A 23,564-nucleotide genomic window follows, 5' to 3' on the forward strand; every position below is an offset into this window, starting at 1 on the left:
TTACAATTGAAAACGATTATCAACATCAAGTAGGAGGAGACACCGTTATGTCTAAGGGTAAAATTAGTCTGAAAATTAAGTTAGCTTTTATGTTTATTTTAATTTTGTCGACATTATTAGTTGGTTGTTCAAACGCTAATAATGAGGAATCAACATCGAAAGGCAATCATGATAACATGCTTACGATTGCTTGGCCGAGAGATGTAGGAGAAATGAATCCACATGTCTACAATCCTTCACAATTATTTGCTCAATCTATGGTATATGAACCGTTAGTAAGCTATCAAGCCGGCGGTAAGATAAAACCAAATCTAGCTAAGTCATGGGAAATTTCTGAGGATGGTAAAGTATACACGTTTCATTTGCGTGAAGGTGTAAAATTTTCCGATGGAACAGATTTTAATGCAGAAATTGTTAAAAAGAATTTTGACACTATTTTGAATAATAAAGAATTACATAGTTGGTTGGGTTTCATTACAAAAATAGCTCAAACAGAAGTAGTGGATAAAAATACTTTTAAATTAACATTGACTGAACCATATTACCCAACAATTCAAGAGCTAGCTGTAGTTCGACCAGTTCGTTTCTTGGGTGAAGCTGGTTTTCCTAAAGATGGTGATACTTCAAAAGGTATCGTTAAACCGGTAGGTACAGGTCCATGGATTTTAGAAAAGTATAAAGTAGACGAATATGCTATTTATAAACGAAATGAAAATTATTGGGGAGAGATTCCAAAAGTAGAAAAAATCAAAGTGAAAGTTATTCCAGATGCGGAAACGAGAGTACTCGCATTTGAAAAAGGTGATTTGGACATGATTTATGGAGAAGGAGTTGTCAGTCTAGACACGTTTAAGCAATTAAAGTCTACTGGAAAATATGAAACTAGGGTTTCTGAACCAATTGCCACAAGACAGCTTGTTATGAATACAAAAACAGAACAGCTTTCAGATGAACGTGTAAGACAAGCCCTTCATTATGGTTTTAATAAAGAAGCTTTGGTTAAAGGAGTGACTTCAGGTTTAGAAGAAAAAGCAGACCATATCTTACCTGCAAATTTACCTTACACGAAAGATGTTGATGTGAAGTTGGTAAAGTATAATGTAGAAAAAGCAAAGGCACTATTAGACAAAGCAGGATGGAAACTCCCTAAAGGAAAAACAGTTCGTGAAAAAGATGGAAAGTTACTTGAAATTGACCTAATGTATGATTCAGCAGAATCAATTCAAAAAGCAATGGCCGAAACTCTTCAATCTGAATGGGCGGCAATTGGTGTGAAATTAAACATTGAGGGAGTTGAACTACCAGACCAAGTTCAAAGATTTAAAGATAATAAATTTGATATTAATTTCTATAGTAATTTTGGTGCTCCTTATGATCCTCATACATTTTTAAACATTGTCTCATCAAAAGGGTATGGGTTTAATGAAGCTATTTCAGCATATCCAAATAAAGATGAATTAATTAAACAAATGGCGAAGGTTCCTCAAACAACAGATGAAAAAGAGCGCCAACAGCTCTATTCATCTATTTTAAAGTCAATACAAGACCAAGGAGCTATTATTCCTATTTCGTATATGAAGAAAACAGCCATTTATCAAAAGAATGTAACGAATTTTAATTTCCCTGCTAATCGTGACGAGAATCCATTCACAGGAATTAGCATCAAACAGTAACTAGCAGGAGGTTTTCATGGGCAATTATATACTGAAACGAATTATGTCCATCATTCCAGTTTTTCTTTTGGCCACACTTCTCACGACTGGAATGGTTCACCTTTCATCGGTGGATCCAGCTGAAGCTTATTTAACAGCAGCCCATATCCAGCCGACTGATGAGATTTTAGCTCAAAAAAGACATGAGTTTGGTTTAGATCAACCATTCTTTATTCAATATGCAAACTCTATTATGAAGATATGCCAACTTGATTTTGGCATATCTTATGTTTCGAATAAGCCGGTTTGGGATGAGGTTATATATCGAATACCAGCGACCATCCAACTAGCTATAGTAAGTATATTAATAGCCGTGTTCGTCAGCGTGCCTCTTGGATTTCTGGCGGGAGTAAAGAAAGGTAGCGCTATTGATCATTTTAGTCGTTTACTTTCCTTTTTTGGTGCATCTATTCCAAGTTTTTGGCTGGGCTATATATTGGTCTTTTTCTTTTCTGTTAAGCTTAACCTTTTTCCAGTTGAAGGGATTGGGACATGGCAGCATCTTGTACTGCCTTCCATTACGCTAGCTCTTCCTTTAATAGCAATGTATACAAGATTATTACGTGCCAGTGTTCTTGAAAACTTGCAGCAACCATATGTGCTATTTGCTCGAACTAGAGGACTTAAAGAAAAAACGATTATGACAAAGCATGTGCTGAGAATTGCTATTTCTCCAATGATAACTGGGCTTGGAATGAATCTTGGGAAATTACTTACGGGCACAATTATCGTTGAATCGGTTTTTTCTTGGCCTGGATTTGGACGTTATTTCATTGAAGCTATTTTTAATCGTGATATACCTGTTATACAATGCTATGTACTAATAGCGGCTAGTTTATTTATTTTGAGTAACTTAATTGTAGATATAGTTCAAATGTATATCGACCCACGTATTTCCAGGAAAGAAGGGCAACATCGATGATAACAAGTATACGTACGATATTTAAAAATGAAAAAGTAATTCCCATATGTTCAACGATATTAGGTATTCTTTTTATCATCGCCATTTTGGCCCCTTGGATTACACCAAATGATCCCGTTGCCGTCAATTTGGCTTATAAATTGCAGCCTCCAAGCTGGAATTTCCCATTAGGAACCGATCATTTAGGAAGATGTAACTTGTCACGTATTCTATATGGAGCACGCATCTCATTAGGTTTTGCTATACTTATTTTCATTTCATCATTAGCCATTGGTTTAATTATTGGAACTTTTTCAGGTTATAAAGGTGGCTGGGTCGATCATGTTTTAATGAGATTTTGCGATGCTGTTATGGCTTTTCCAAGCCTTATTCTTGTATTAGGATTGGTTGGTATATTTGGTCCTGGACTGTCACAAGTAATCTTAGCGCTGATGCTTGTACAATGGGTTTATTACGCGAGAATGTTCCGAGGAATGGCCCTTAGTTTGAAAGAGCAGAACTTTATCCCTGCTGCGAAGATCAGTGGTTCTTCTCAATGGAAGATCATTAAAAATCATATTATCCCCAATGTGTTACCCCCGCTTGTCGTAATGGGTACACTGGAAATGGGCTGGGCAATCATGGATATATCTGCTATGTCTTTTCTGGGATTAGGCGTTCAGTCTCCTACACCTGAATGGGGAGCAATGATTCACGAAGGAAAATCATATATTCGGACGAATCCGGAACTGATGCTTTATCCAGGTTTGTCTATTATGCTTGTTATTGTTACATTCAATCTATTAGGCGAAGCATTATCAGAGCGTTACGGTGTCAAACGTCGATTTTAAAAAGGAATGAAGAAAGTTGGGAACAGACAAGTCAAAAGTATTACAAGTTAGAGATTTACATGTTCAAATAAAAGCAAAAAACGGTATTACAACTCTCGTTCAAGATATCAATTTTGAACTGAAGCCTGGGGAGATTCTTGGTCTTATTGGTGAAAGCGGTTGTGGTAAAACCGTCACAAGTATGTCTATTCTTCAGCTCCTTAATCGTAAGGAAACAACAATTGAAGGGAGCATAATGCTAAAAGGGCAAGAATTAAACGGTTTAGCTGAGAAAGAAATGCGTAAGATTCGTGGCAAGGACATAGCGTTTATTATGCAAAACCCGATGAATGCTTTTACACCAGTTTTTACTATTGGGCACCAATTTGTTGAGACTATTCGCTCTCATACGAGCTTGAATAAAAAACAGGCAACAGAGCTTGCTATTGAGTCAATGAAACAAGTAAACTTACCTGACCCTGGCAAGCTTTTGAAATACTATCCTTTTCAACTAAGTGGGGGTATGCTTCAACGAGTAATGATTGCTATTGCAGCAAGCTTGCATCCAGCTGTTATTATCGCTGATGAACCGACCACCGCGTTAGATGTAAATAATCAGAAGAATGTACTACGTCATTTGGATAAAATTCGTTCCGAATATGGTTCAGCAATTTTATTAATATCACACGATCTAGGAGTTGTCTCTGAAATGGCAGATGAAGTAGCCGTTATGCAGCATGGAAAAATAGTAGAAAAAGCAGGTGTATTTCAGCTGTTTGATTCACCCAAGCATGAGTATACAAAGAAGCTGTTAAATGCAAGACCAACATTATATTTAGAAGAACCTATGACCAACTTAATTTGATATGTGGAAAGCATTTTATAAGAGGTGAACAAGTGAGTTTATTACAAGTAAATGAAGTCACTCATAGCTACGGAAATCGAACTTTTTTCAAATGGCAAAATCGTTCTAAGAAAGTACTTTCTGATATCTCCTTCTCTATTGAAGAAGGGACATGTTTAGGAATGTTGGGTACGAGTGGAGCCGGTAAAAGTACGTTAGGAAAAGTAATCCTTGGTTTGGAAAAGCCAAAGCATGGACAGATTCTTTTTCAAGGACATGATATCTATACGGTAGATAAGTACACTCGCCAAAAAATTCGGCGTGATCTTCAAGTTGTTTTTCAAGATTCATACTCAGCAGTTAATCCCCGAATGACCGCTGAACGTATTATTGCAGAGCCGTTAGAAAACTATGAGAAATTAACATTAGCTGAACAAAAACGAACCGTAATTGAATTATTAGAAAAAGTAGGACTCGGTGAAAAGGACTTAAAAAAATATCCACATCAATTTAGTGGTGGTCAGCTGCAAAGAATCAATATTGCAAGGGCAGTCTCTCTTAAGCCGAAGCTCATTGTCTTAGACGAATCTGTAAGCAGTCTAGACATGGTTACGCAAACTCTTATTCTAGAACTATTAAGAGAGTTAAAAGAAGACTTTGGCTTATCGTATTTTTTTATTACACATGATATCAAAGCCGCTTGCATGATTAGCGATACATTAGGTGTATTAGAAAAAGGAGAATTAATTGAACATTATAATTCGAAAAATGAGTTCTTTAGTTCAGAAAATCCTGTGGTAAAAGAGATGAGAGGTTCTATACTTGCCGAGCATCCACGTTTTCGCTCGATTAGAACAAAGAGCAATTATATTTAATTTAAAGATATTACTATACTCATGCATTTTAAGGCCTCGATTTCATCCACGTAATCGAGGCTATTGCTGTTATGTTTAACTCGAAACGATAGAAGGAGGCCAGTTGGATGAATCATCGTACGTATCTTACTTTGGCGATTCCCCTGACAATCTCAACGATGACTACGCCCTTATTAGGTGCGGTGGATACCGCGGTTGTCGGGCAACTTTCAGCTCCAGCTTATATTGCAGGAGTTGCGGTAGGAACTCTTATTTTTAATACGTTATATTGGGTATTTGGCTTTTTAAGAGTTAGTACATCCGCCTTTGCTGCACAAGCAAATGGGGCAAGCGATCCAGATCAGGGAGTACTTGCTTTATCCCGCCCGTTTTTATTAGCTTTAATAGTAGGGATGCTTTTTATTCTTTTACAATGGCCGATTGAACATGCGGCTCTCCTAGTGATTTCTCCCGATGCTGATGTAAGTAGGTTTGCAGTAGAATATTTTAGAATTAGAATATGGGGAGCACCCTTTATACTGATGAACTATGTGATTCTTGGTTGGTTAATGGGGATGGCTAAGATTAAAGAATCTTTATGTTTACAGATACTAACAAATGTTTTAAATATGCTTTTAGCTATTCTTTTTGTCCATGTTTTTTCTTTTGACGTACAAGGAGTTGCTACAGCAACCTTGATTGCTGAAGTTACAGCCTTCATATTAGGATTATTCATTATTTTGAAAGTATCTCCATTTAAATGGAAAATGCCATCCATTCAGGCACTTATAGATACAAATTCTACGAAGAGGATGTTTAATGTTAACAAGGATTTGTTTATTCGAACTATTTGTTTATTAGTCGTTATTAATATGTTCACAGCAAAAGGTGCTTCGTTTGGCACAGAATTTCTAGCTGCAAATGCTGTATTATTTCAAATTCACTATATAATGGCTTATTTCTTTGATGGATTTGCTAATGCTTCTAGTATCCTAGTTGGCAAAGCAGTAGGGTCAAATGATAAAGAATTATTTAAAAAAACACTTACTTTGTCTAGACAGTGGTCGATAATAACAGCTGTTATTATAGCTAGTTTATATGCACTTTTTCAAAAGCAGGTTGTAGGGCTATTTACAAATTTGCCTGATGTGATTGAACTTTCACTTACGTATGGAGTATGGCTTATCATCTACCCCTTTGTTGCTTGTTTTGGCCTTGTCCTTTATGGGGTTTTTACAGGAGCAACTGAAATTGCTCCCGTTCGAAATTCTATGATTTACGCGATGGTTGTCTATATCATTATACAGATTACAGCAACTCCTATCTGGCATAATCATGGCCTATGGCTGGCTTTCATCATCTATACTATCGGGCGATCAGGGTTCCTAGTTATGTACACTCCGCGATTAAACAAAAAATTGGTAGAGCTAAAGGGAGAAGGCTGAAAAAATTATAACAAAATAGTTCCGGTTCAATTATGGAGGTATCCATCAAACGCCGATCTACTGCCGGTGCTGCTACTCTCTTAAATAGAGGGTTATTAAGAAAGAAATCGGTCAGGGAGGACGGCCTTCTTTCTTAATAAAGGTCTGTTAAATGATGAGTAGATTTTTATTTAAGTAAAGCAAGAAAGAAATAAGCAAGCAGCCAAATGCTTTTTAAGAAAGCTTTGGCTTTTTTGCACGTTTCCAAAGCTTAATTCTCTTTTACAAACAATTGGTCTTTCCTTCAAAAATATATAGATTTCTACTAAGAAATAAAAAAATTTTGTTCATCATCGTATAATAAATTTCTTTATTGAAAACAGCAATACGAATCTAATGGATTCGTATTTTCCGGTGACATTCAAAATACTTCCTAAGCAATAGAAAGAAGAGGTTTTGAACGTCTATAATTAGGTTAAACAGATTGTAATAATTATTTTTTATTTATTCTTTATATTTAAATTATTCGTTCGTGATGGTACAATAAAATGATGGAAAGAGGATATGATGCTTCTTTCTTAATAAAGGATGAAGAAATATGGATATTAAAGCTCAGCAAACAAAGCTGGCGAATAATTTGGGCAAATTGTTACGAGATAACTTTGGAAAAGGCCCTGAGGCTGTTCATGTTACGATTTATGAACCTTATGTTGTTATTTATGTCAGTGGCTTCGTATCACCTATGGAGCAAGTACTGTTAAATCAGAATGAAGAACTTCAAGTGATGACTACAAGAGAGCTGTTGGTAAAAACTCTTGAACCTCAAATCACTGGTCAAATTAAAGGGATTACAGACCTCGACATACAGCACTTATATTATGATTGGAATTTAGATCACCACTCCGGAATTTTTGTGGGAGTGTGTCTGGACGATTTGAAAGCCGATTTGACTGAGGGTGACCCTTACCCAGGAAAACAAGCAATTCATGATCGAATTATAAAGATGAGTGAGATTGCCCAAAAAGGACCTGAAAAAATTTCTTCATATAAATTAAGCGATCGTACATTGGTCATCGTACGCGAGGGAATACTGGTGGCTATTGAAAAACAGCTAATTTCGTTGGGTTTTGATGACACCTTACGCATCTCTAAACGTCCTTTGGAAAAAGGAATCTTACGACAAAACGATGACTATGATGAGATATTAAATGCAGACATTCTTGATATTTTTGTAGATTGGGATTTTGAAAAGGATAATAGTATTATTACGCTTATCCTAAAACCAAAAAAGTAATGAGGCAGTAATGAATTGGACACACTGTGCCAAACATAAGCCGAGGAAGCAAAGGACATACCTTTTCTTTTTCGGCTTATTTTTGTTGTCTAAAAAGAGTAAGTCCTTTTGTAACGGAATAATTCCCTAAAACAGCACCTAAAAATAGGATGTGCCAACAGAAAGGATTTGGTCGGGATGGCTGATAATCATGAGATTGTATTGTTTATAAAAGAGCTTCGTCGATTGTTGCAGGATTACCAAAAGTATGACAATGAATTATACAAAGAAGAAATTAGCAAGGATATACTACTTTTAAGTACCATTATCTATGGAAGTAAAATTGGAATTTTAAATAAAAGAAGAATCTTGAAACACAGGAAATACAAAGGTAAACAGAAACCAATCTATTAAAGATATACTAGTATGCCTTTCGTTTACACTTTATAAAAAGTGAATTCTTATTACCGAAAATGATCTTATAAGGAAGAAGGATTTTTCATAAAACATCACGAATAGTATACCTTATGAAACTAGAAACTAGGTGCACCATCTATGGATAAAACGAAACTGGAAAAAGAATTAAGTAGCTATATGGGAAGGTTACTTCGTGAAAACTTTGGAAGAGGTCCTGGAGGTGTATTCACCGTCATTTCTCCTCCTTTTATAACCGTTTATTTTAAAGCCTTTTTATTACCTTTAGAAAAGGTTTTGTTAGACAAGGAACAAGTTATCTATGTTCAAAAAACACGTGATTTGTTAATGGAGACTTTAATTGAAGAGATAAAAGGATATATACAATTAAATATACATTTAGATATTAAAGAATTTTATTATGATTGGAATTTAGAGCTGCAGTCTGGGATGTTTATCATGATCCATTCTGATAAAGAAAACATAGCTAATCATTCCTATAAAAATCAGAAATTGCTACATAAAGAAGTTGAGGAAGTAACTCAAAAAGCAGAAAAATTCCCTCACGATGTTTCTTCTTATTTATTAGATCAGAGAACACTTCTTATAATCAGGGAAGGTATTATGGTAAATATAGAGAAAGAATTAGTTCAATTAGGATTTGAAGAAAACCTTACATTGGCTAAAAGAAATCTCGAAAAAAGGCTACTTCATGAACATAGTCAATCATTAGAAGTAATTTTAGATTCAAAGGTAACAGATATACTAGTAGCATGGGACTTTCATAAAGATAAAAGTACAATTCTTCTGATTTTAAACCCAACTTCATAACGGCATTGATAAGCTAGGCACTGAACTAGATGTAGGCCAAAAAGAAAGGTTATATAACCTTTCTTTTTGGCCTATTGTTTTTTTACTACTATTAAAATAAAGAAAGTGGTGATAATTATGCTATTTCAATCGGATGAAGGAAAGGAACCTTTAACTGTTGAGATACACACTGAAGTGGATATAGTAGAAGCGCGTCAGAAAGGGCGAATGTTTTCTAACTGCTTAGGCTTCAGCACACTTGATCAGGCCCGAATTATTACGACTATTTCAGAATTATCCAGAAATATATATAAATATGCCACTACCGGAAAAATTACAATGGAAATAATAGAGAAAAAACCTGAAATAGGACTCAAAATAATAGCTATAGATAAAGGACCTGGCATTAAAAATATTCAAAAAGCGCTGGAAAGTGGCTATACAACGTCAGGAGGGTTAGGCGTTGGTTTATCAGGGGTGAAAAAATTAATGGACGAATTCACCATATCATCTCAAGAAGACCATGGCGTTAACATCCAGGTTATAAAATGGAAAAAAAGAAATAAGTAAAAGGAAGACAAGTTAAACTGTAAACGTTTATCTACAACAGTAGGTAAAGATTTGTATAGATTTATGAGTAGCTAGACTGAAAAATCTATTTTTCATTAAGCACTATTAAGGTCAAGAAATTTTAAAAAGTTTAAGAAAGAACGGACTTCCTCTTTACAAAAGACTCCTTTATTGAATAGAAGATAGCTTCTAAAAACATCATCCCCTGATGATCCGGCTCTAGGATAAGGTTAAGATATTTCACATGCGTGAATTGGTACCTTCAGCATGTGCTTCTCCTCTATTAACTCTTAGCAGTAGGACAAAAATGTTTCTTCGCAGTGTCACAAGAGGCTTAGAAACATGAGAAAAAGGTGTAGAAAATTATGATCAATTATATTTAATCGTTAAAATAATTGATCATAATCAAGTCTCAAAAACCATAGATTCTTGGAAATTATTAATAATGATAATTGTGATATAAACAGTACAAGTATATAATTGTGTGAAAAAAGGATGGATACTATGCCGATTAATTCGTTTGAAAACTATCCGATGAGCTGGAAACCATCTGTTGATAAAACAAGAAAGCCTATTTACCAAGCCATTGCAGGACAATTGGAACAGGATATTATCAAGGGAGTTTTATTACCTGGAACAAAACTTCCTCCACAGAGAGAGCTAGCCGATTATTTAGATTTAAATTTGAGTACGATTTCAAAAGCATTTAAAGTGTGCGAGCTAAAGGGTTTATTAAGTGCTACTGTTGGAAGCGGTACATTCGTATCGTATGATGCGTTATCGAATGCGTATTTACTCGAAGATATAAAGCCTAGCCACTTAATTGAAATGGGCGCGACACTGCCAGACAATGATTCATACGAGCCGCTTCTCCTTCAACTAAAAGATATGCTACAAGAGACTGATTACGAAAAGTGGTTTAGTTATGGGAGGCCAGGTGAAAGTCTTTGGCAAAAAGATGCAGCTGTAAAGCTGATGAGAAGAGGCGGATTCAAAACAACAGTTGATCACATTTTATTTGCAAATGGAGGACAAAATGCAATTGCTGCAATACTAGCGAGTCTTTGTCAGCCTGGAGATCGCATCGGGGTTGATCATCACACTTATCCAGGTTTAAAAACGGTTGCAGCTATGCTTAGTGTACAATTAGTACCGATAAAATCAAAGAATTACGAAATGAGTCCAACTGCTTTTGAATATGCATGTAAAAATGATAATATTAAAGGCATTTACTTGATACCAGACTACCATAATCCAACTGCTTGCTGTATGTCCGTTGAAAACCGAGAAAGGCTTGCCGTGATTGCAAAAAAATATAACCAATTTATTATTGAAGATGCAACGTATCATCTCCATCATGAGCAACCAATGCCAGCAGTGGCAGCATATGCACCAGAACAAGTCATCTATATTGCGAGTTTATCAAAATCAATAGCACCAGGGTTACGACTAGCATATGTAGCAGCGCCTAGTCGATTTAAAGAGCCTATTTCAAAAGCATTTTATAATTTAAATATATCAGTTTCACCATTATTAGCAGAGCTAACAGCACGTATTATTGTGTCAAATCAATTTGAACCCTTAGTAGAGAATCATCGTCAACAAGCTATTCTCAGAAATCGAATTGCAAATCAACATTTAGAAAATTACACGTGTTTAGGTCTGGAAACTGGTATATTTCGTTGGTTACTATTACCAGAAAAGATTACAGGTGCTGAATTTGAAACATTAGCTGCGCAGCAGGGCGTACAAGTGTATGCAGCAGAACGCTTTGTAGTGGGAAACAGTTGTCCAGACAGAGCTGTAAGGATCGCTGTCTGTGCACCGAAAACGATTGGAGAGCTTGAGCAAGGATTGATTATCCTTAAACGTTTACTTAACGACTATTTATAATATTGTTTGCCATACAATTATAATATTGTATGGTTTTTTTATGCGTGTTATGATAATCCAAATCTAGGGAGAATATTTTCAAAAATAAAATGAGTTTTCTGAAAGGAAGGTTATGATGGTAAACGAGGATCATGTAAAAGCTTCAGACACCCAATCAACTTGTTTACAAGAATATGTTAATTCACCAGAGAAACAAAAAGCTTTATATAAACGAACCTTATTTGTTGTAAGTGTTTCTCAAATCTTTGGCGGTGCAGGATTGGCAGCAGGAGTTACTGTCGGTGCACTTATTGCACAGCAAATGCTTGGTACAGATGCCTATGCAGGAGTACCGACGGCTCTATTTACTTTAGGATCTGCAGGAGCTGCTTGGTTAGTAGGAAAGCTTTCTCAAAAAAAAGGGCGTCGTGCAGGACTTACAACGGGTTTTATTCTAGGGGGAGTTGGAGCAATTGGTGTTATTTTTTCTGCCATTCTTAATAGTGTTTTTCTTCTTTTTCTTTCGCTCCTCGTTTATGGATCAGGAACAGCTACTAATCTACAAGCGCGTTATGCAGGAACAGATTTAGCCAAAGCAAAACAACGGGGGACCGCTGTTAGTATGGCCATGGTTTTCACTACATTTGGAGCCGTTGCAGGTCCGAATTTAGTTAATGTAATGGGAGATTTTGCTCTTTCTATTGGTGCCCCAGCACTTGCGGGACCTTTCATTTTAGCAGCAGTTGCATATATAGTAGCTGGTCTTGTATTTTATATTATGCTGCGTCCGGATCCGTTACTGATTGCAAGAGCAATAGAAGCGAATGAACAAGAACGTGATGCTCAAAGAAATTTAATAAATACTGAGCGATCAACGAACAAAAAAGGAGTGGCTGTTGGCGCCACAGTTATGGTCCTTACTCAAATTGTAATGGTTGCTATCATGACCATGACACCTGTGCACATGAAACATCATGGCCACGGGCTAACTGAAGTAGGAGTTGTAATTGGCTTTCATATTGGTTCTATGTATTTTCCTTCATTATTTACAGGGGTCTTAATTGATAAAATTGGACGAACGGCGATGACAATTACTTCAGGAATTATCCTTCTTTTAGCTGGGCTGGTAGCAGCTATGGCACCGAGTGATTCAATGGTTCTTCTAGTGGTTGCTCTATCGTTACTTGGATTAGGATGGAACTTAGGTTTAATTAGCGGGACAGCTCAAATAGTGGATGCTACAGAACCATTAACACGTGCGAAAACACAAGGTACTATAGACGTTTTAATCGCTTTAGCGGGAGCTTCCGGAGGAGCTTTATCCGGAATGGTTGTGGCTCAATCAAGTTATGCCGTTTTATCATTAAGTGGAGGAATTCTATCTTTGATATTAATTCCGGTTATCATATGGGCTTATAGGAGTACAGGTGAAAATAAAGTGAAAGTAGGTCAAGGACTTTAATTTATCTGCGGTATGGAAGCCCGGCTCTGAAATAAATCATGTCACTCAAATTTACTTGTATTCTTCCACTTTCGTTTAAATAATAAACTTATTGGCAATCAATAAATTTGTTACCTTTCTTACAGACAATACACTAACATTTCAATCACACGAAAAACCTTCTACCTAACAGAGTAGAAGGTTTTTCGGTTTCAATTATTCATTGAAAATAGGTGTTTTTTTAAGAGATGTTTGATGAATCCCTCCATGTAAAACTGTTTTAAGACTAAGTTTAATGTTCTCTTTTACTCAGGCAAACGTACACTCGCTATAATTGTGAAAAGCAAACTCTCATGCTAGAGAGCTTGCTCTTTTTACTTCCTAATATATAAATCCTGTTTGACAAAAAACGATCTTTTTCAAGTACACCAAAAACGCACATTTATGATACATAGATTTTGAATAAGTTTTAAAACAGGAATAAGATATGATTATGAAGGAAAAGAATTGATTATAATCAATTCTCAAAAATCATGACTTGTAATATAGTCTTCTACATTTGAATAAAAAAGCGGTTGACTTTTCAGAATAATTAGTATTATAGTTATATTATAAAATTGTTTGTAATAATAAAAACAAGTTTTATAATATAAAACAAAAGGGTGAAACTCCATGCCTATTATTCAATCAGTAGATCGCGCCCTTCGTATCCTTGACCTATTTGATGAACATACGACAGAATTGAAAATAACAGATATAAGTGATCAAATTGGTCTTCACAAAAGCACTGTTCATTCATTATTGAAAACGCTTCAACAACGTGGCTACATTCATCAGAACCTCGAGAATGGAAAGTATGGACTAGGGATGAAACTTTTTGAAAGAGGAAACTATGTTATTCAGTCTTTAGATATTAGACAATTAGCTAAAAAATATCTGATGGATTTATCAGCAAAAACAGGACAAACTACACATTTAGTCATCTTAGATGGTAAAGAAGGAACGTATATTGATAAAGTTGAAGGTCCTATGGCTGTTATTCTTTATTCTCGAATAGGAAAAAGAATTCCACTTCACTGTTCTGCAGTAGGAAAAGCTTTGATTGCTTTTAAAGAAAAGGATGAACTAGAGAAAATTTTATCTGGGTATGAGTATACTGAGCAAACCGAATTCACCATTACAAATGAAATTGAATTTTTGCAGGAACTTGAAAAAGTTCAAAGTCAGGGTTATGCCGTCGATAATCAAGAGAATGAACCTGGTGTCCGTTGCATTGCAGCACCTATTAGAAATCACGAAAATAAGGTTATTGCCGCTATAAGTCTTTCGACACTTATCGCAGGAGTAGATGACATTCAGTTAGGAATCTTTGTTCAGCAACTGAAACAAGCAGCTTCCGAATTATCAGAGCAGATGGGGTATGGGATACCGATTTAATAAAGAGGTTCCCTTCTCTTTTGTCTATATTAAAAAACTGAGTTTTATATTATAAAACAAATGGAGGTTATTTATATGCGTATTATTCGATATTTAAGTGAAGATTCAAAACCTGTTTTAGCAGCCCTTACATTAGAAGAAACAGTTTACCCTCTTGAGCAGGAAGGGTTTATAGAACTAATTCATCAAGCGAACGTACAAAAGATCTCTCCTCTTTCTTTTGTTCAAAATATGATTTCTAAGTCTAAGCCTATCCCACAATCTATTGAAGAACTTTCATTACTTGTACCTATTATTGCTCAAGAAGTATGGGCTTCCGGAGTTACTTACGAACGTAGCCGCGATGCTCGAAATTATGAAGCTACAGATGGAAAATTAGACGCTACCACATTTTACGACAAAGTATATGACGCAGAACGTCCAGAAATTTTCTTTAAATCTACAGCTGCTCGCACAGTTGGACCCAATCAGGAAGTTTATATTCGTAGTGACTCTAAATGGCAAATCCCTGAACCAGAACTAGGTTTGATTATTAGTCAGGAAGGTGAAATCCTTGGTTATACAATTGGAAATGATATGAGCTGCCGTGATATTGAGGGAGAAAATCCCCTTTATCTACCACAGGCAAAAATGTGGAAGCATTCTTGTTCTATTGGACCAGCCATTCTTCTCACCGAATCCGTAAAAGATCCATATGACTTTGATATCATATGCCGTATTTATCGTCATGGAAACCTTGCAGTAGAGGGAACAGCTAGTACACGTCAATTAAAAAGAAAATTTGAAGAATTGGTTTCGTTCTTAGTACGTGATAATGAAATTTTTGATGGCACCGTATTATTAACTGGCACATGTATTGTACCGCCAAATGACTTTACATTATTAGAAGGTGATCAGATTGAAATTGAAATTCCTAGCATTGGTATATTAAAAAATAGTGTAAGGTTACCAAGCAAAATTTCGGTCTAATTAAATGATTTCAAACTTAATTATTAAACTCAAATTATTTTTTTGATTTTAAATATCAGAAATTTATGAATTTATTAACTTTTGATTCAGATAATATGGAGGGAAATATGATGAATATAACAACAGAAGAGAAAATGTATTTAAACTATATTGATGGAGAATGGGTAACGGGTTCTGTGGAGCAAGTGGATAGCAGCACCAATCCTGCTAATCGACATGATGTAGTCGGTTATGTACAGCATTCTGAAAAAGAAGATTTAGATCGCGCTGTTGCTTCTGCTAAAAAAGCTCAGGTTTCCTGGAATAAACTGTCCGGGGCTGCTCGTGGTGAATATTTGTATAAAGTAGCAAATATGCTTGAGCAGCGCCTAGATGAAATAGCAAAGACAATGACCCGCGAGATGGGAAAAACATTTCCAGAAGCAAAAGGTGAAACTGCAAGAGGGGTCGCAATTCTTCGCTACTATGCAGGAGAAGGTCTAAGAAAAGTGGGAGATGTCCTACCTTCAACAGACTCTGAAGCATTTATGTACACAACCCGTGCTCCTCTTGGGGTAGTGGGTGTTATTACACCTTGGAATTTCCCAGTAGCTATTCCTATTTGGAAGATTGCTCCTGCTCTTATTTATGGAAATACTGTTATTTTGAAGCCAGCTCGAGAAGCAGCAGTTACTGCTGCAAAAGTTATGGAATGTTTTGCAGAGGCAGGTTTGCCACGTGGTGTGATTAATATGGTAACGGGTTCTGGTTCTGTTATCGGACAAGGCATTATTGATCATCCAGATATTAATGGGATTACGTTTACAGGGTCTGATGCAGTCGGTAAACAAGTTGGTTTAGGCGCACTAAAACGTGGTGCAAAATATCAATTAGAGATGGGCGGGAAAAATCCAGTTATCGTTGCTAACGATGCCGATATTGAACAAGCAGTAGAGGCAACTATTAGTGGAGGATTGCGTTCCACTGGACAAAAATGTACAGCTACAAGTCGTGTAATTGTACAAAGTAAAATTTATGATGAGTTTAAAGAAAAGCTGATTGAACAAGTGAAAGAAATAAAAGTTGGAAATGGCCTTGAAAAAGATGTTTGGATGGGGCCTTGTGCAAGTGAAGACCAGCTTAACACGGTACTTGCCTACGTAGAAAAAGGTGTTGAAGAAGGAGCTTCGTTAGTTTATGGTGGTAAACGTCTAGATGAAGGGAATTTGGCTGATGGTTTCTATATGGAGCCTACTATATTCGAAAACGTGACTAGTGGTATGACTATCGCTCAAGAGGAAATCTTTGGTCCAGTACTTGCCCTTATGAAAGTTGAAACGTTAGAAGAAGCACTGAATGTTGCAAATGATGTAAAGTTTGGACTGAGTGCTTCCATTTTCACGAAATCAATTGGGCGTATGCTTTCATTCGTAAATGAGATGGATGCTGGTCTTGTGCGTATCAATGCAGAATCTGCCGGGGTAGAATTACAAGCACCATTCGGAGGAATGAAACAATCTAGCTCTCACTCTCGTGAACAAGGTCAAGCTGCAATTGAATTCTTTACTTCTATTAAAACAGTATTTGTAAAACCGTAACTCCATTCTTTAATCATTGTATGAAATTAAATAATGATAAGGAGGCGCATAACTATCACTTCGTTTGTTTTCATCTATTTTAATTGATTAGGAGATAAACAAATGCAAATTGAAACTAAAGAGCCCGTGCTTTCTACTGCACCAAAAAAAATTGGAGATGGACGGTTGTAATCTGGTTAATTATAGGTGGGTTTATCAACTACCTAGATAGGGCAAATCTATCCATTGCTGCTCCGCAAATGATGAAAGAGTTACATTTAACAAAAACAGATATAGGACTTTTAGGTACAGTTTTTTCATGGTCTTATGCTTTAATGCAACTTCCCGCTGGTTGGCTAATTGATCGTTTTGGTACAAAAAAGATATATTCAATTGCAGTTTTGTGGTGGAGTGGAGCTACATTTATGATGGGACTCTTTAATAAGCTACCTTCATTTATTATTGTAAGGTTACTACTAGGGGCTGGTGAAGCACCTTGCTGGCCAACAGGTGCAAAAATAACATCTTATTGGTTTCCAAAAAAAGAAAGAGGATTTGCAACAGGCCTCTGGGATTCGTCATCGAAATGGGGTCCTGCTATTGCTCCTCCTCTTTTAGTCGCAATCATGTTGGCTTTTGGATGGAGATCATTATTCTATATTACCGGTATTGCAGGAGTGTTATTTAGTATTGCTTTTTGGATTTTTTATAAAAACCCAGAACATAGCAGAAAACTTTCTAAAGAAGAATTTGAATATATTCAATCAGAAGGTGCTGGCTTTGAGGAAAACCTAGTAAATTCAAAAATTAAATGGAGATCGTTATTTAAATACAAAACTGTTTGGGGAATGATTTTAGGATTCTTCTGTACCATTTGGATTTGGAATATCTTCTTAGTCTTCCTTCCTCTATATCTCGTTGAAGTGCATGGGGTTACGCTTCAAGAGCTAGGCATTTATGCAAGTATCCCGTGGGTGGGTGGAATATTTGGAGCTATTTTTGGAGGGTATCTTACAAAAAAACTAGTAGATAAGGGCATAACGTCTCCAGTTAAGGCAAAACGTGCCCTAATTAGTATCTGTGCTATATTAGCTGCTATTGTGGTGATTTTTGTTCCTTATATCAAATAGATAAGCCTTTTGTAAGTGTAATTAAAGAAGCTCTTTCTTTAAGGGGGATAAAAGTTTCTACAAACATGATCGCTCCAGCTCGCGAACTTAGTGAAAGAAAGAAGGAACAAGTAAAACAAATACTAGGCCAGGCACTAGGGACAGAAAAATTTTCATAAATTATTAATGAAAGATGTTGTTTTCGAGGAACCTATATTCTCCAATTAATAGAAGATAGTATGAGCAACATAAAAATATATCTTTTTTTATAAAAAATCTTATTAACGGAGGAATACATATGTCATTGCAATCCATATTTGGCGAAGAGGATGTATCTCTTTATAAAATTCAAACTCATTCGAAGGGAGCAGATGGTTCACTCCCACTTACACCCGAAATGTTGCTAGATTCACCAAGTGGTGACCTTTTTGGATTATCACAAAATGTTGGTATGGGCTGGGCACCTTCAAATCTACTTGGAAAACAAGTTCTAATTCTCGGTACTCAAGGTGGAATCAGGAATCATGATGGTACTCCAATTGCATTAGGCTATCATACTGGGCATTGGGAAATAGGTTTATTAATGAAGGCATCAGCCCAAGAGATCAGTAGACAAGGTGGCGTGCCCTTCGCAGGATTCGTAAGCGATCCATGTGATGGGCGCTCCCAAGGAACTGCTGGTATGTTTGATTCCCTTCCTTTTCGAAATGACGCGGCTATAGTTTATCGAAGATTAATTCGCTCATTGCCTACTCGCAGAGCAGTTATTGGAGTAGCTACATGTGATAAAGGTCTTCCAGCAATGATGGTAGCTCTGGCATCAATGCATGACTTGCCAACTATCATTGTCCCTGGAGGTGTTACTCTTCCACCTACAAATGGAGAAGATGCAGGAAAGATTCAAACAATTGGGGCAAGGTACGCAAACAACGAAATTACTTTGCAAGAAGCTGCTGACCTTGGATGTCGTGCTTGTGCTACACCGGGAGGAGGATGCCAATTTCTTGGGACAGCTGGTACCTCTCAAGTTGTGGCGGAAGCAATTGGAATGGCTTTACCCCACTCAGCGCTAGCACCTTCAGGCCAGTCAGTATGGATGGAGATGGCTAAGCAATCAGCACGTGCGGCTTTAGAAATGGAGAAGAAAAAGATTTTCACCAAAGATATAATTACAGATAAAGCTATAGAGAATGCTATGGTCATTCATGCAGCTTTCGGGGGTTCAACAAATTTATTACTTCATATTCCAGCAATTGCTCATGCAGCTAATTGTAAGATACCTACCGTTGAAGATTGGACTAGAATCAATAAAAAAGTTCCTCGTTTGGTCGATGTACTACCAAATGGTCCTGTAGGCCATACAACTGTTAAGGTATTCTTAGCAGGGGGAGTACCGGAGGTGATGCTTCATTTGAGAAAATTAGGTGTCTTGCATGAAGATGTACTAACAGTTACTGGAGAAACTCTTGGTTCAAACCTCGATTGGTGGGAAAAATCAGAAAGACGTGCAATTATGAAAAAACAATTGTTAGAAGCTGATGGAATCAATCCTGATGATATTATTATGGATCCAGCCAAAGCAAAAGAAAAAGGTCTAACTTCCACAGTTACATTCCCGAAAGGAAATATTGCCCCTGAAGGATCAGTAATTAAATCAACTTCTATTGATCCATCTGTGGTAGGAGAAGATGGGGTATATCGACATATAGGAAAAGCAAAGGTCTTTACTTCAGAAAAAGCAGCCATAAAATCGATTAAAACAGGAGGCATAGAAGCAGGAGATATAATGGTGGTTATGGGCGGTGGTCCTTCAGGAACCGGAATGGAGGAAACATATCAATTAACATCGGCACTAAAACATTTGTCTTTTGGAAAACATGTCTCCTTACTTACAGACGCGCGTTTCTCTGGTGTCTCTACTGGTGCATGTATCGGACATATTGGACCTGAGGCATTAGCTGGGGGACCAATTGGAAAATTGCGTGATGGAGACATAATTGAAATCATTATTGACCGTAATCAATTAGTGGGTTCAGTTAATTTTGTTGGAACTGAGAATACGAGACTTTCTTTAGAAAAAGCAACTAAAGTCCTGCAAGAACGTGACCTTCATCCAGAACTAAAACCGGATCCGGGTCTTCCAGATGATACTCGTTTGTGGGCTGCGCTTCAATCGGTTAGTGGAGGAACGTGGCGTGGAAATATCTATGACACAGATCGAATTATTGAGGTTCTAAAAGCAGGCGTAGAAGCATTAGACAAAGAAAAAACATTAGTACAGAATTAACCTATTAATATTAATTTAAAAATATTTATGGCCTCAATTGAAAGCGTTTACCAAAGGGCGTTTTTTCGAATAATTGTACTCTATGACTAGTAAACAAAATAGCATAAGCGTCCTAGAGTTACTTACTAATTAAAATATAAAGTTAGTGTTTCAATAAGTGGAGCAAGTAAAAATATTTTAATTATTTTTTGGAGGTATATCATGCCATTATTTATAGTAGCGATTGGGATTATTCTGTTACTAATTTTGATTACTGGATTTAAATTAAATACATTTGTTTCATTGATAATTGTATCTTTTGTTGTATCTTTAGCACTTGGAATGCCTATGGAAAAGGTTGTCACATCCATTGAAGCTGGATTAGGAGGTACACTTGGTCATATAGCTTTAATATTTGGGCTTGGTGCAATGCTTGGGAGATTAATTGCTGACGCAGGGGGAGCTCAGCGTATCGCCATGACTCTAATTAACAAATTTGGAGAAAAAAGAATTCAGTGGGCTGTTGTAGTTGCTTCGTTTATTGTAGGTATAGCTTTATTTTTTGAAGTAGGATTAGTTTTATTAATCCCAATTGTATTTTCGATTGCGAAAGAATTAAGAGCCTCTATCTTGCACTTAGGTATTCCTATGGCTGCAGCTTTATTAGCAACTCATAGTTTCCTTCCCCCACACCCAGGACCAACAGTCATAGCTGGTGAGTATGGTGCTGACATTGGATTAGTTTTACTCTACGGTATTATTGTTGCAATACCAACCGTCATTATAGCAGGTCCTTTATATACTAAGATGGCTAAAAAAATTGTACCTGATGCATTCAAGAAGACGGGTAATATAGCTTCTTTAGGTGAACAAAAAACATTCAAACTTAACGAAACACCAGGTTTCGGCATAAGCGTATTAACTGCAATGTTTCCTGTTTCATTAATGTCTATATCTACAATTCTAGATATGATTCAAAAATCAGTAGGATTTGAAGATGATACAACGATTGAAATAATTCGTCTTATAGGAAACCCTTCATCTGCAATGTTAATATCTTTAATTCTTGCATTTTATACAATGGGAATAGCAAGAAATACTCCTATAAAAGAAGTTATGAACTCTTGTACATCATCAATTGCTGCAATTGGTATGATGCTATTAATTATTGGAGGTGGGGGTGCCTTCAAGCAAGTACTAATTGATGGTGGTGTAGGAGATTATGTAGCAGAATTGTTTAAAGGAACTTCAATGTCACCTATCATACTTGCTTGGGTAGTTGCTGCGTTATTACGTATCTCTTTAGGATCAGCCACAGTTGCGGCTATATCCACTGCAGGATTAGTTATTCCAATGCTGTCTCAATACGATGCTAATTTAGCCCTAGTCACTCTTGCAACGGGAGCGGGAAGTGCAATTTGCTCACACGTTAATGATGCAGGATTTTGGATGATTAAAGAATATTTTGGATTAAGTATGAAAGAAACATTTTCAACATGGACAATACTTTCCACTATTACTTCCATAGCCGGATTAGGGTTCATTTTGTTATTAGACGCATCCTTAATTATCTCAATGATATTAACAGTTTTTATTAGCATAGTAGCAATATATTTCAGTATTTTTTACCAACCTTTCAAGCAACCCAAAGATAAAAACGATGTTTTGGATGTATAAAGGCATAGAGTCTTCAAGAAAATAAAAGGCTAAAAAAGGCAGCCACATATGTGGCTGCCTTTTCAGCAGAATTGTACAACTAGACTATACTTTTAATTACCTTTACTTTATGATCCAATATCAGTTGTTATACTAGCTTTGCTCATATTCAATATTTCTCTGTGTAGAAGGAATAATCCATCGTTTTCTTGTAGGTAAGGAAACCATTTGGATTGTTTTATAAATGCCTGCCTCTTTATGTTATATAAACAAACAATACTCATATACATTTATTGAATGGCTTCTTTAAACTTGTCACGAAATAAAACATAATTCAATAAAGAGTACATAGGAGGAGAAAACATGTTTGTTCATATAGTTCAACCTCGTGATACCCTGTCTTCAATAAGCAGTAGATATGATTATCCCATTGCGCAGCTTAGGAGGGTAAATGGGTTAGAAGAAACAAATGTTGTTCCAGGTCAAGCCTTACTTATAGCTTCTTATGTATACACAGTTCAACCTGGTGATACGATGAGGAGTATTGCTAAAAAAGCTTATGTATCCTTAGAACAATTAAAAAGAGCTAATCCTTCAGTCCATTATAATTATTTGCAGGTGGGAATGAAAATGAAAATCCCTAATATATCAGACTATATTGCAGGTACACTGGAGTATTATGCCGTTCGAAATCCAGAATTAGATCGCGATTTAATTACTGATTTTGCAACTTATTCCTCGTCCATTTCTATCTTTGAATATCATTTTGGCAGCAATGGAGATATTATGAATGATTTAAACGATTTAGTAGCAATTGAAACGACTTGGAAAAACCGAGTTACACCGTTAGTTACGATTACTAATCTAACTTCTGAAGGGTTTAGTTCGGATCTTGCCCATCAAGTTTTAAATAATCCTCAGGCAAGAAACAATCTTGTTAATAATATTTTTTATTTAGTATCTAGAAAAGGCTACGGCGGGGTGAATATTGATTTTGAACGTGTAAAGGCCGAGGATAGAGATCTTTTTACAGGATTTTTACGTCAGCTGGGTGAACGTTTAAAACCTGCCGGATACGTGCTGACCATAGCGGTTCCAGCGAAGACAAGCGAAGATATTCCTTGGTTAAAAGGATATGATTACGGTGGAATAGGTGCCGTTGTTAACTATATGTTCATTATGGCATATGATTGGCATCATGCAGGCAGCGAACCAGGGCCTGTTGCACCTATTACTGAAGTAAAAAAAACAATAGAATTTGCGATAAAAAGTGTTCCGCGAAGAAAGCTTATCATTGGAGTCCCTTTGTATGGATATAACTGGTCAATTCCTTACAAGCCCGGCACAGTAGCATCTGCTATATCCAATCAAGATGCGATTAAAACAGCGATGAGATATCAGTCGCCTATCCAATATTCAAAAGAGTACAAATCGCCATTTTTTCAGTATAGAGATCAAGCGGGACAGATGCATGAAGTATGGTTTGAAGATGTAAGAAGCATGAGTGAAAAAATGGTGTTAGTTCGTAAATTTGGTTTGCAAGCAATAGGAGCTTGGCAATTAACACTTGGATTTACGCCAGGGCCTTGGCTTTTAAAAAAATTTTTCACTATTAGAACGGTATAA

Annotated in this window: 19 protein-coding genes; all 19 read left to right on the forward strand. The window is 36.4% G+C overall.

Going from position 1 to position 23,564, the window contains the following annotated elements:
* The first annotated feature begins 47 nt into the window (after window positions 1–47).
* The 19 genes from nikA to AC1DEF_RS23175 all read left to right on the forward strand — a co-directional run bounded on the left by nikA (window position 48) and on the right by AC1DEF_RS23175 (window position 23,564).
* Entirely contained in the window at window positions 48–1,673 is a 1,626-nt protein-coding gene (gene nikA / locus AC1DEF_RS23085) for a nickel ABC transporter substrate-binding protein (RefSeq protein ID WP_097823775.1), read from the forward strand.
* Window positions 1,674–1,689: 16 nt separating this feature from the next.
* Window positions 1,690–2,634: a nickel ABC transporter permease subunit NikB gene (nikB, locus tag AC1DEF_RS23090; RefSeq protein WP_013056422.1), complete on the forward strand. Its 945-nt coding sequence runs from the start codon at window positions 1,690–1,692 to the stop codon at window positions 2,632–2,634.
* Window positions 2,631–3,464, forward strand: a complete 834-nt coding sequence (gene nikC / locus AC1DEF_RS23095) for a nickel ABC transporter permease subunit NikC (protein WP_013056423.1) — start codon at window positions 2,631–2,633, stop codon at window positions 3,462–3,464. Before nikB ends, nikC begins: the two co-directional genes overlap by 4 nt.
* Window positions 3,465–3,480: 16 nt before the next feature.
* Window positions 3,481–4,308, forward strand: a complete 828-nt coding sequence (gene nikD / locus AC1DEF_RS23100; protein ID WP_013056424.1) for a nickel import ATP-binding protein NikD — start codon at window positions 3,481–3,483, stop codon at window positions 4,306–4,308.
* Between the two features lie 32 nt (window positions 4,309–4,340).
* Window positions 4,341–5,162, forward strand: coding sequence for a nickel import ATP-binding protein NikE (gene nikE, locus AC1DEF_RS23105; protein ID WP_013056425.1), 822 nt, complete (start codon window positions 4,341–4,343; stop codon window positions 5,160–5,162).
* 107 nt (window positions 5,163–5,269) lie between these two features.
* A complete protein-coding gene (locus AC1DEF_RS23110; RefSeq protein ID WP_013056426.1) occupies window positions 5,270–6,586 on the forward strand; it encodes an MATE family efflux transporter in 1,317 nt (438 codons plus the stop codon).
* 577 nt (window positions 6,587–7,163) lie between these two features.
* Window positions 7,164–7,859, forward strand: coding sequence for a Na-translocating system protein MpsC family protein (locus AC1DEF_RS23115; RefSeq protein WP_043981826.1), 696 nt, complete (start codon window positions 7,164–7,166; stop codon window positions 7,857–7,859).
* Between the two features lie 177 nt (window positions 7,860–8,036).
* Window positions 8,037–8,252: a hypothetical protein gene (locus tag AC1DEF_RS23120; protein ID WP_097823773.1), complete on the forward strand. Its 216-nt coding sequence runs from the start codon at window positions 8,037–8,039 to the stop codon at window positions 8,250–8,252.
* Between the two features lie 141 nt (window positions 8,253–8,393).
* Window positions 8,394–9,083 (forward strand): Na-translocating system protein MpsC family protein, encoded by a 690-nt coding sequence (locus tag AC1DEF_RS23125; RefSeq protein ID WP_043981828.1) that lies wholly within the window; start codon window positions 8,394–8,396, stop codon window positions 9,081–9,083.
* A gap of 117 nt (window positions 9,084–9,200) precedes the next feature.
* On the forward strand, window positions 9,201–9,632 hold the full coding sequence (locus AC1DEF_RS23130; protein WP_043981829.1) for an anti-sigma regulatory factor: 432 nt from the start codon (window positions 9,201–9,203) through the stop codon (window positions 9,630–9,632).
* A gap of 504 nt (window positions 9,633–10,136) precedes the next feature.
* Window positions 10,137–11,525 carry an aminotransferase-like domain-containing protein gene (locus AC1DEF_RS23135; protein WP_097823772.1) on the forward strand — a complete coding sequence of 463 codons (1,389 nt, stop codon included), beginning with the start codon at window positions 10,137–10,139 and terminating at the stop codon, window positions 11,523–11,525.
* A 112-nt stretch (window positions 11,526–11,637) separates the two neighbouring features.
* Complete coding sequence (locus AC1DEF_RS23140; RefSeq protein ID WP_230184381.1) at window positions 11,638–12,966, forward strand: MFS transporter; 1,329 nt, start codon at window positions 11,638–11,640, stop codon at window positions 12,964–12,966.
* A gap of 651 nt (window positions 12,967–13,617) precedes the next feature.
* Window positions 13,618–14,382 (forward strand): IclR family transcriptional regulator, encoded by a 765-nt coding sequence (locus AC1DEF_RS23145; protein ID WP_034653033.1) that lies wholly within the window; start codon window positions 13,618–13,620, stop codon window positions 14,380–14,382.
* 75 nt (window positions 14,383–14,457) lie between these two features.
* Window positions 14,458–15,351: a fumarylacetoacetate hydrolase family protein gene (locus AC1DEF_RS23150; RefSeq protein ID WP_097823770.1), complete on the forward strand. Its 894-nt coding sequence runs from the start codon at window positions 14,458–14,460 to the stop codon at window positions 15,349–15,351.
* A gap of 110 nt (window positions 15,352–15,461) precedes the next feature.
* The gene (gene gucD / locus AC1DEF_RS23155; protein ID WP_097823769.1) at window positions 15,462–16,928 is read left to right on the forward strand and encodes an alpha-ketoglutaric semialdehyde dehydrogenase GucD; all 1,467 of its coding nucleotides are present in this window, start codon (window positions 15,462–15,464) and stop codon (window positions 16,926–16,928) included.
* Between the two features lie 182 nt (window positions 16,929–17,110).
* Complete coding sequence (locus AC1DEF_RS23160; RefSeq protein ID WP_255255757.1) at window positions 17,111–18,037, forward strand: MFS transporter; 927 nt, start codon at window positions 17,111–17,113, stop codon at window positions 18,035–18,037.
* 277 nt (window positions 18,038–18,314) lie between these two features.
* Window positions 18,315–20,303 carry a YjhG/YagF family D-xylonate dehydratase gene (locus tag AC1DEF_RS23165; RefSeq protein ID WP_097823767.1) on the forward strand — a complete coding sequence of 663 codons (1,989 nt, stop codon included), beginning with the start codon at window positions 18,315–18,317 and terminating at the stop codon, window positions 20,301–20,303.
* Between the two features lie 201 nt (window positions 20,304–20,504).
* The gene (locus AC1DEF_RS23170; protein WP_097823766.1) at window positions 20,505–21,959 is read left to right on the forward strand and encodes a GntP family permease; all 1,455 of its coding nucleotides are present in this window, start codon (window positions 20,505–20,507) and stop codon (window positions 21,957–21,959) included.
* A 342-nt stretch (window positions 21,960–22,301) separates the two neighbouring features.
* The gene (locus AC1DEF_RS23175; RefSeq protein WP_097823765.1) at window positions 22,302–23,564 is read left to right on the forward strand and encodes a glycoside hydrolase family 18 protein; all 1,263 of its coding nucleotides are present in this window, start codon (window positions 22,302–22,304) and stop codon (window positions 23,562–23,564) included.

Source organism: Priestia sp. 10L35, assembly GCF_056395685.1.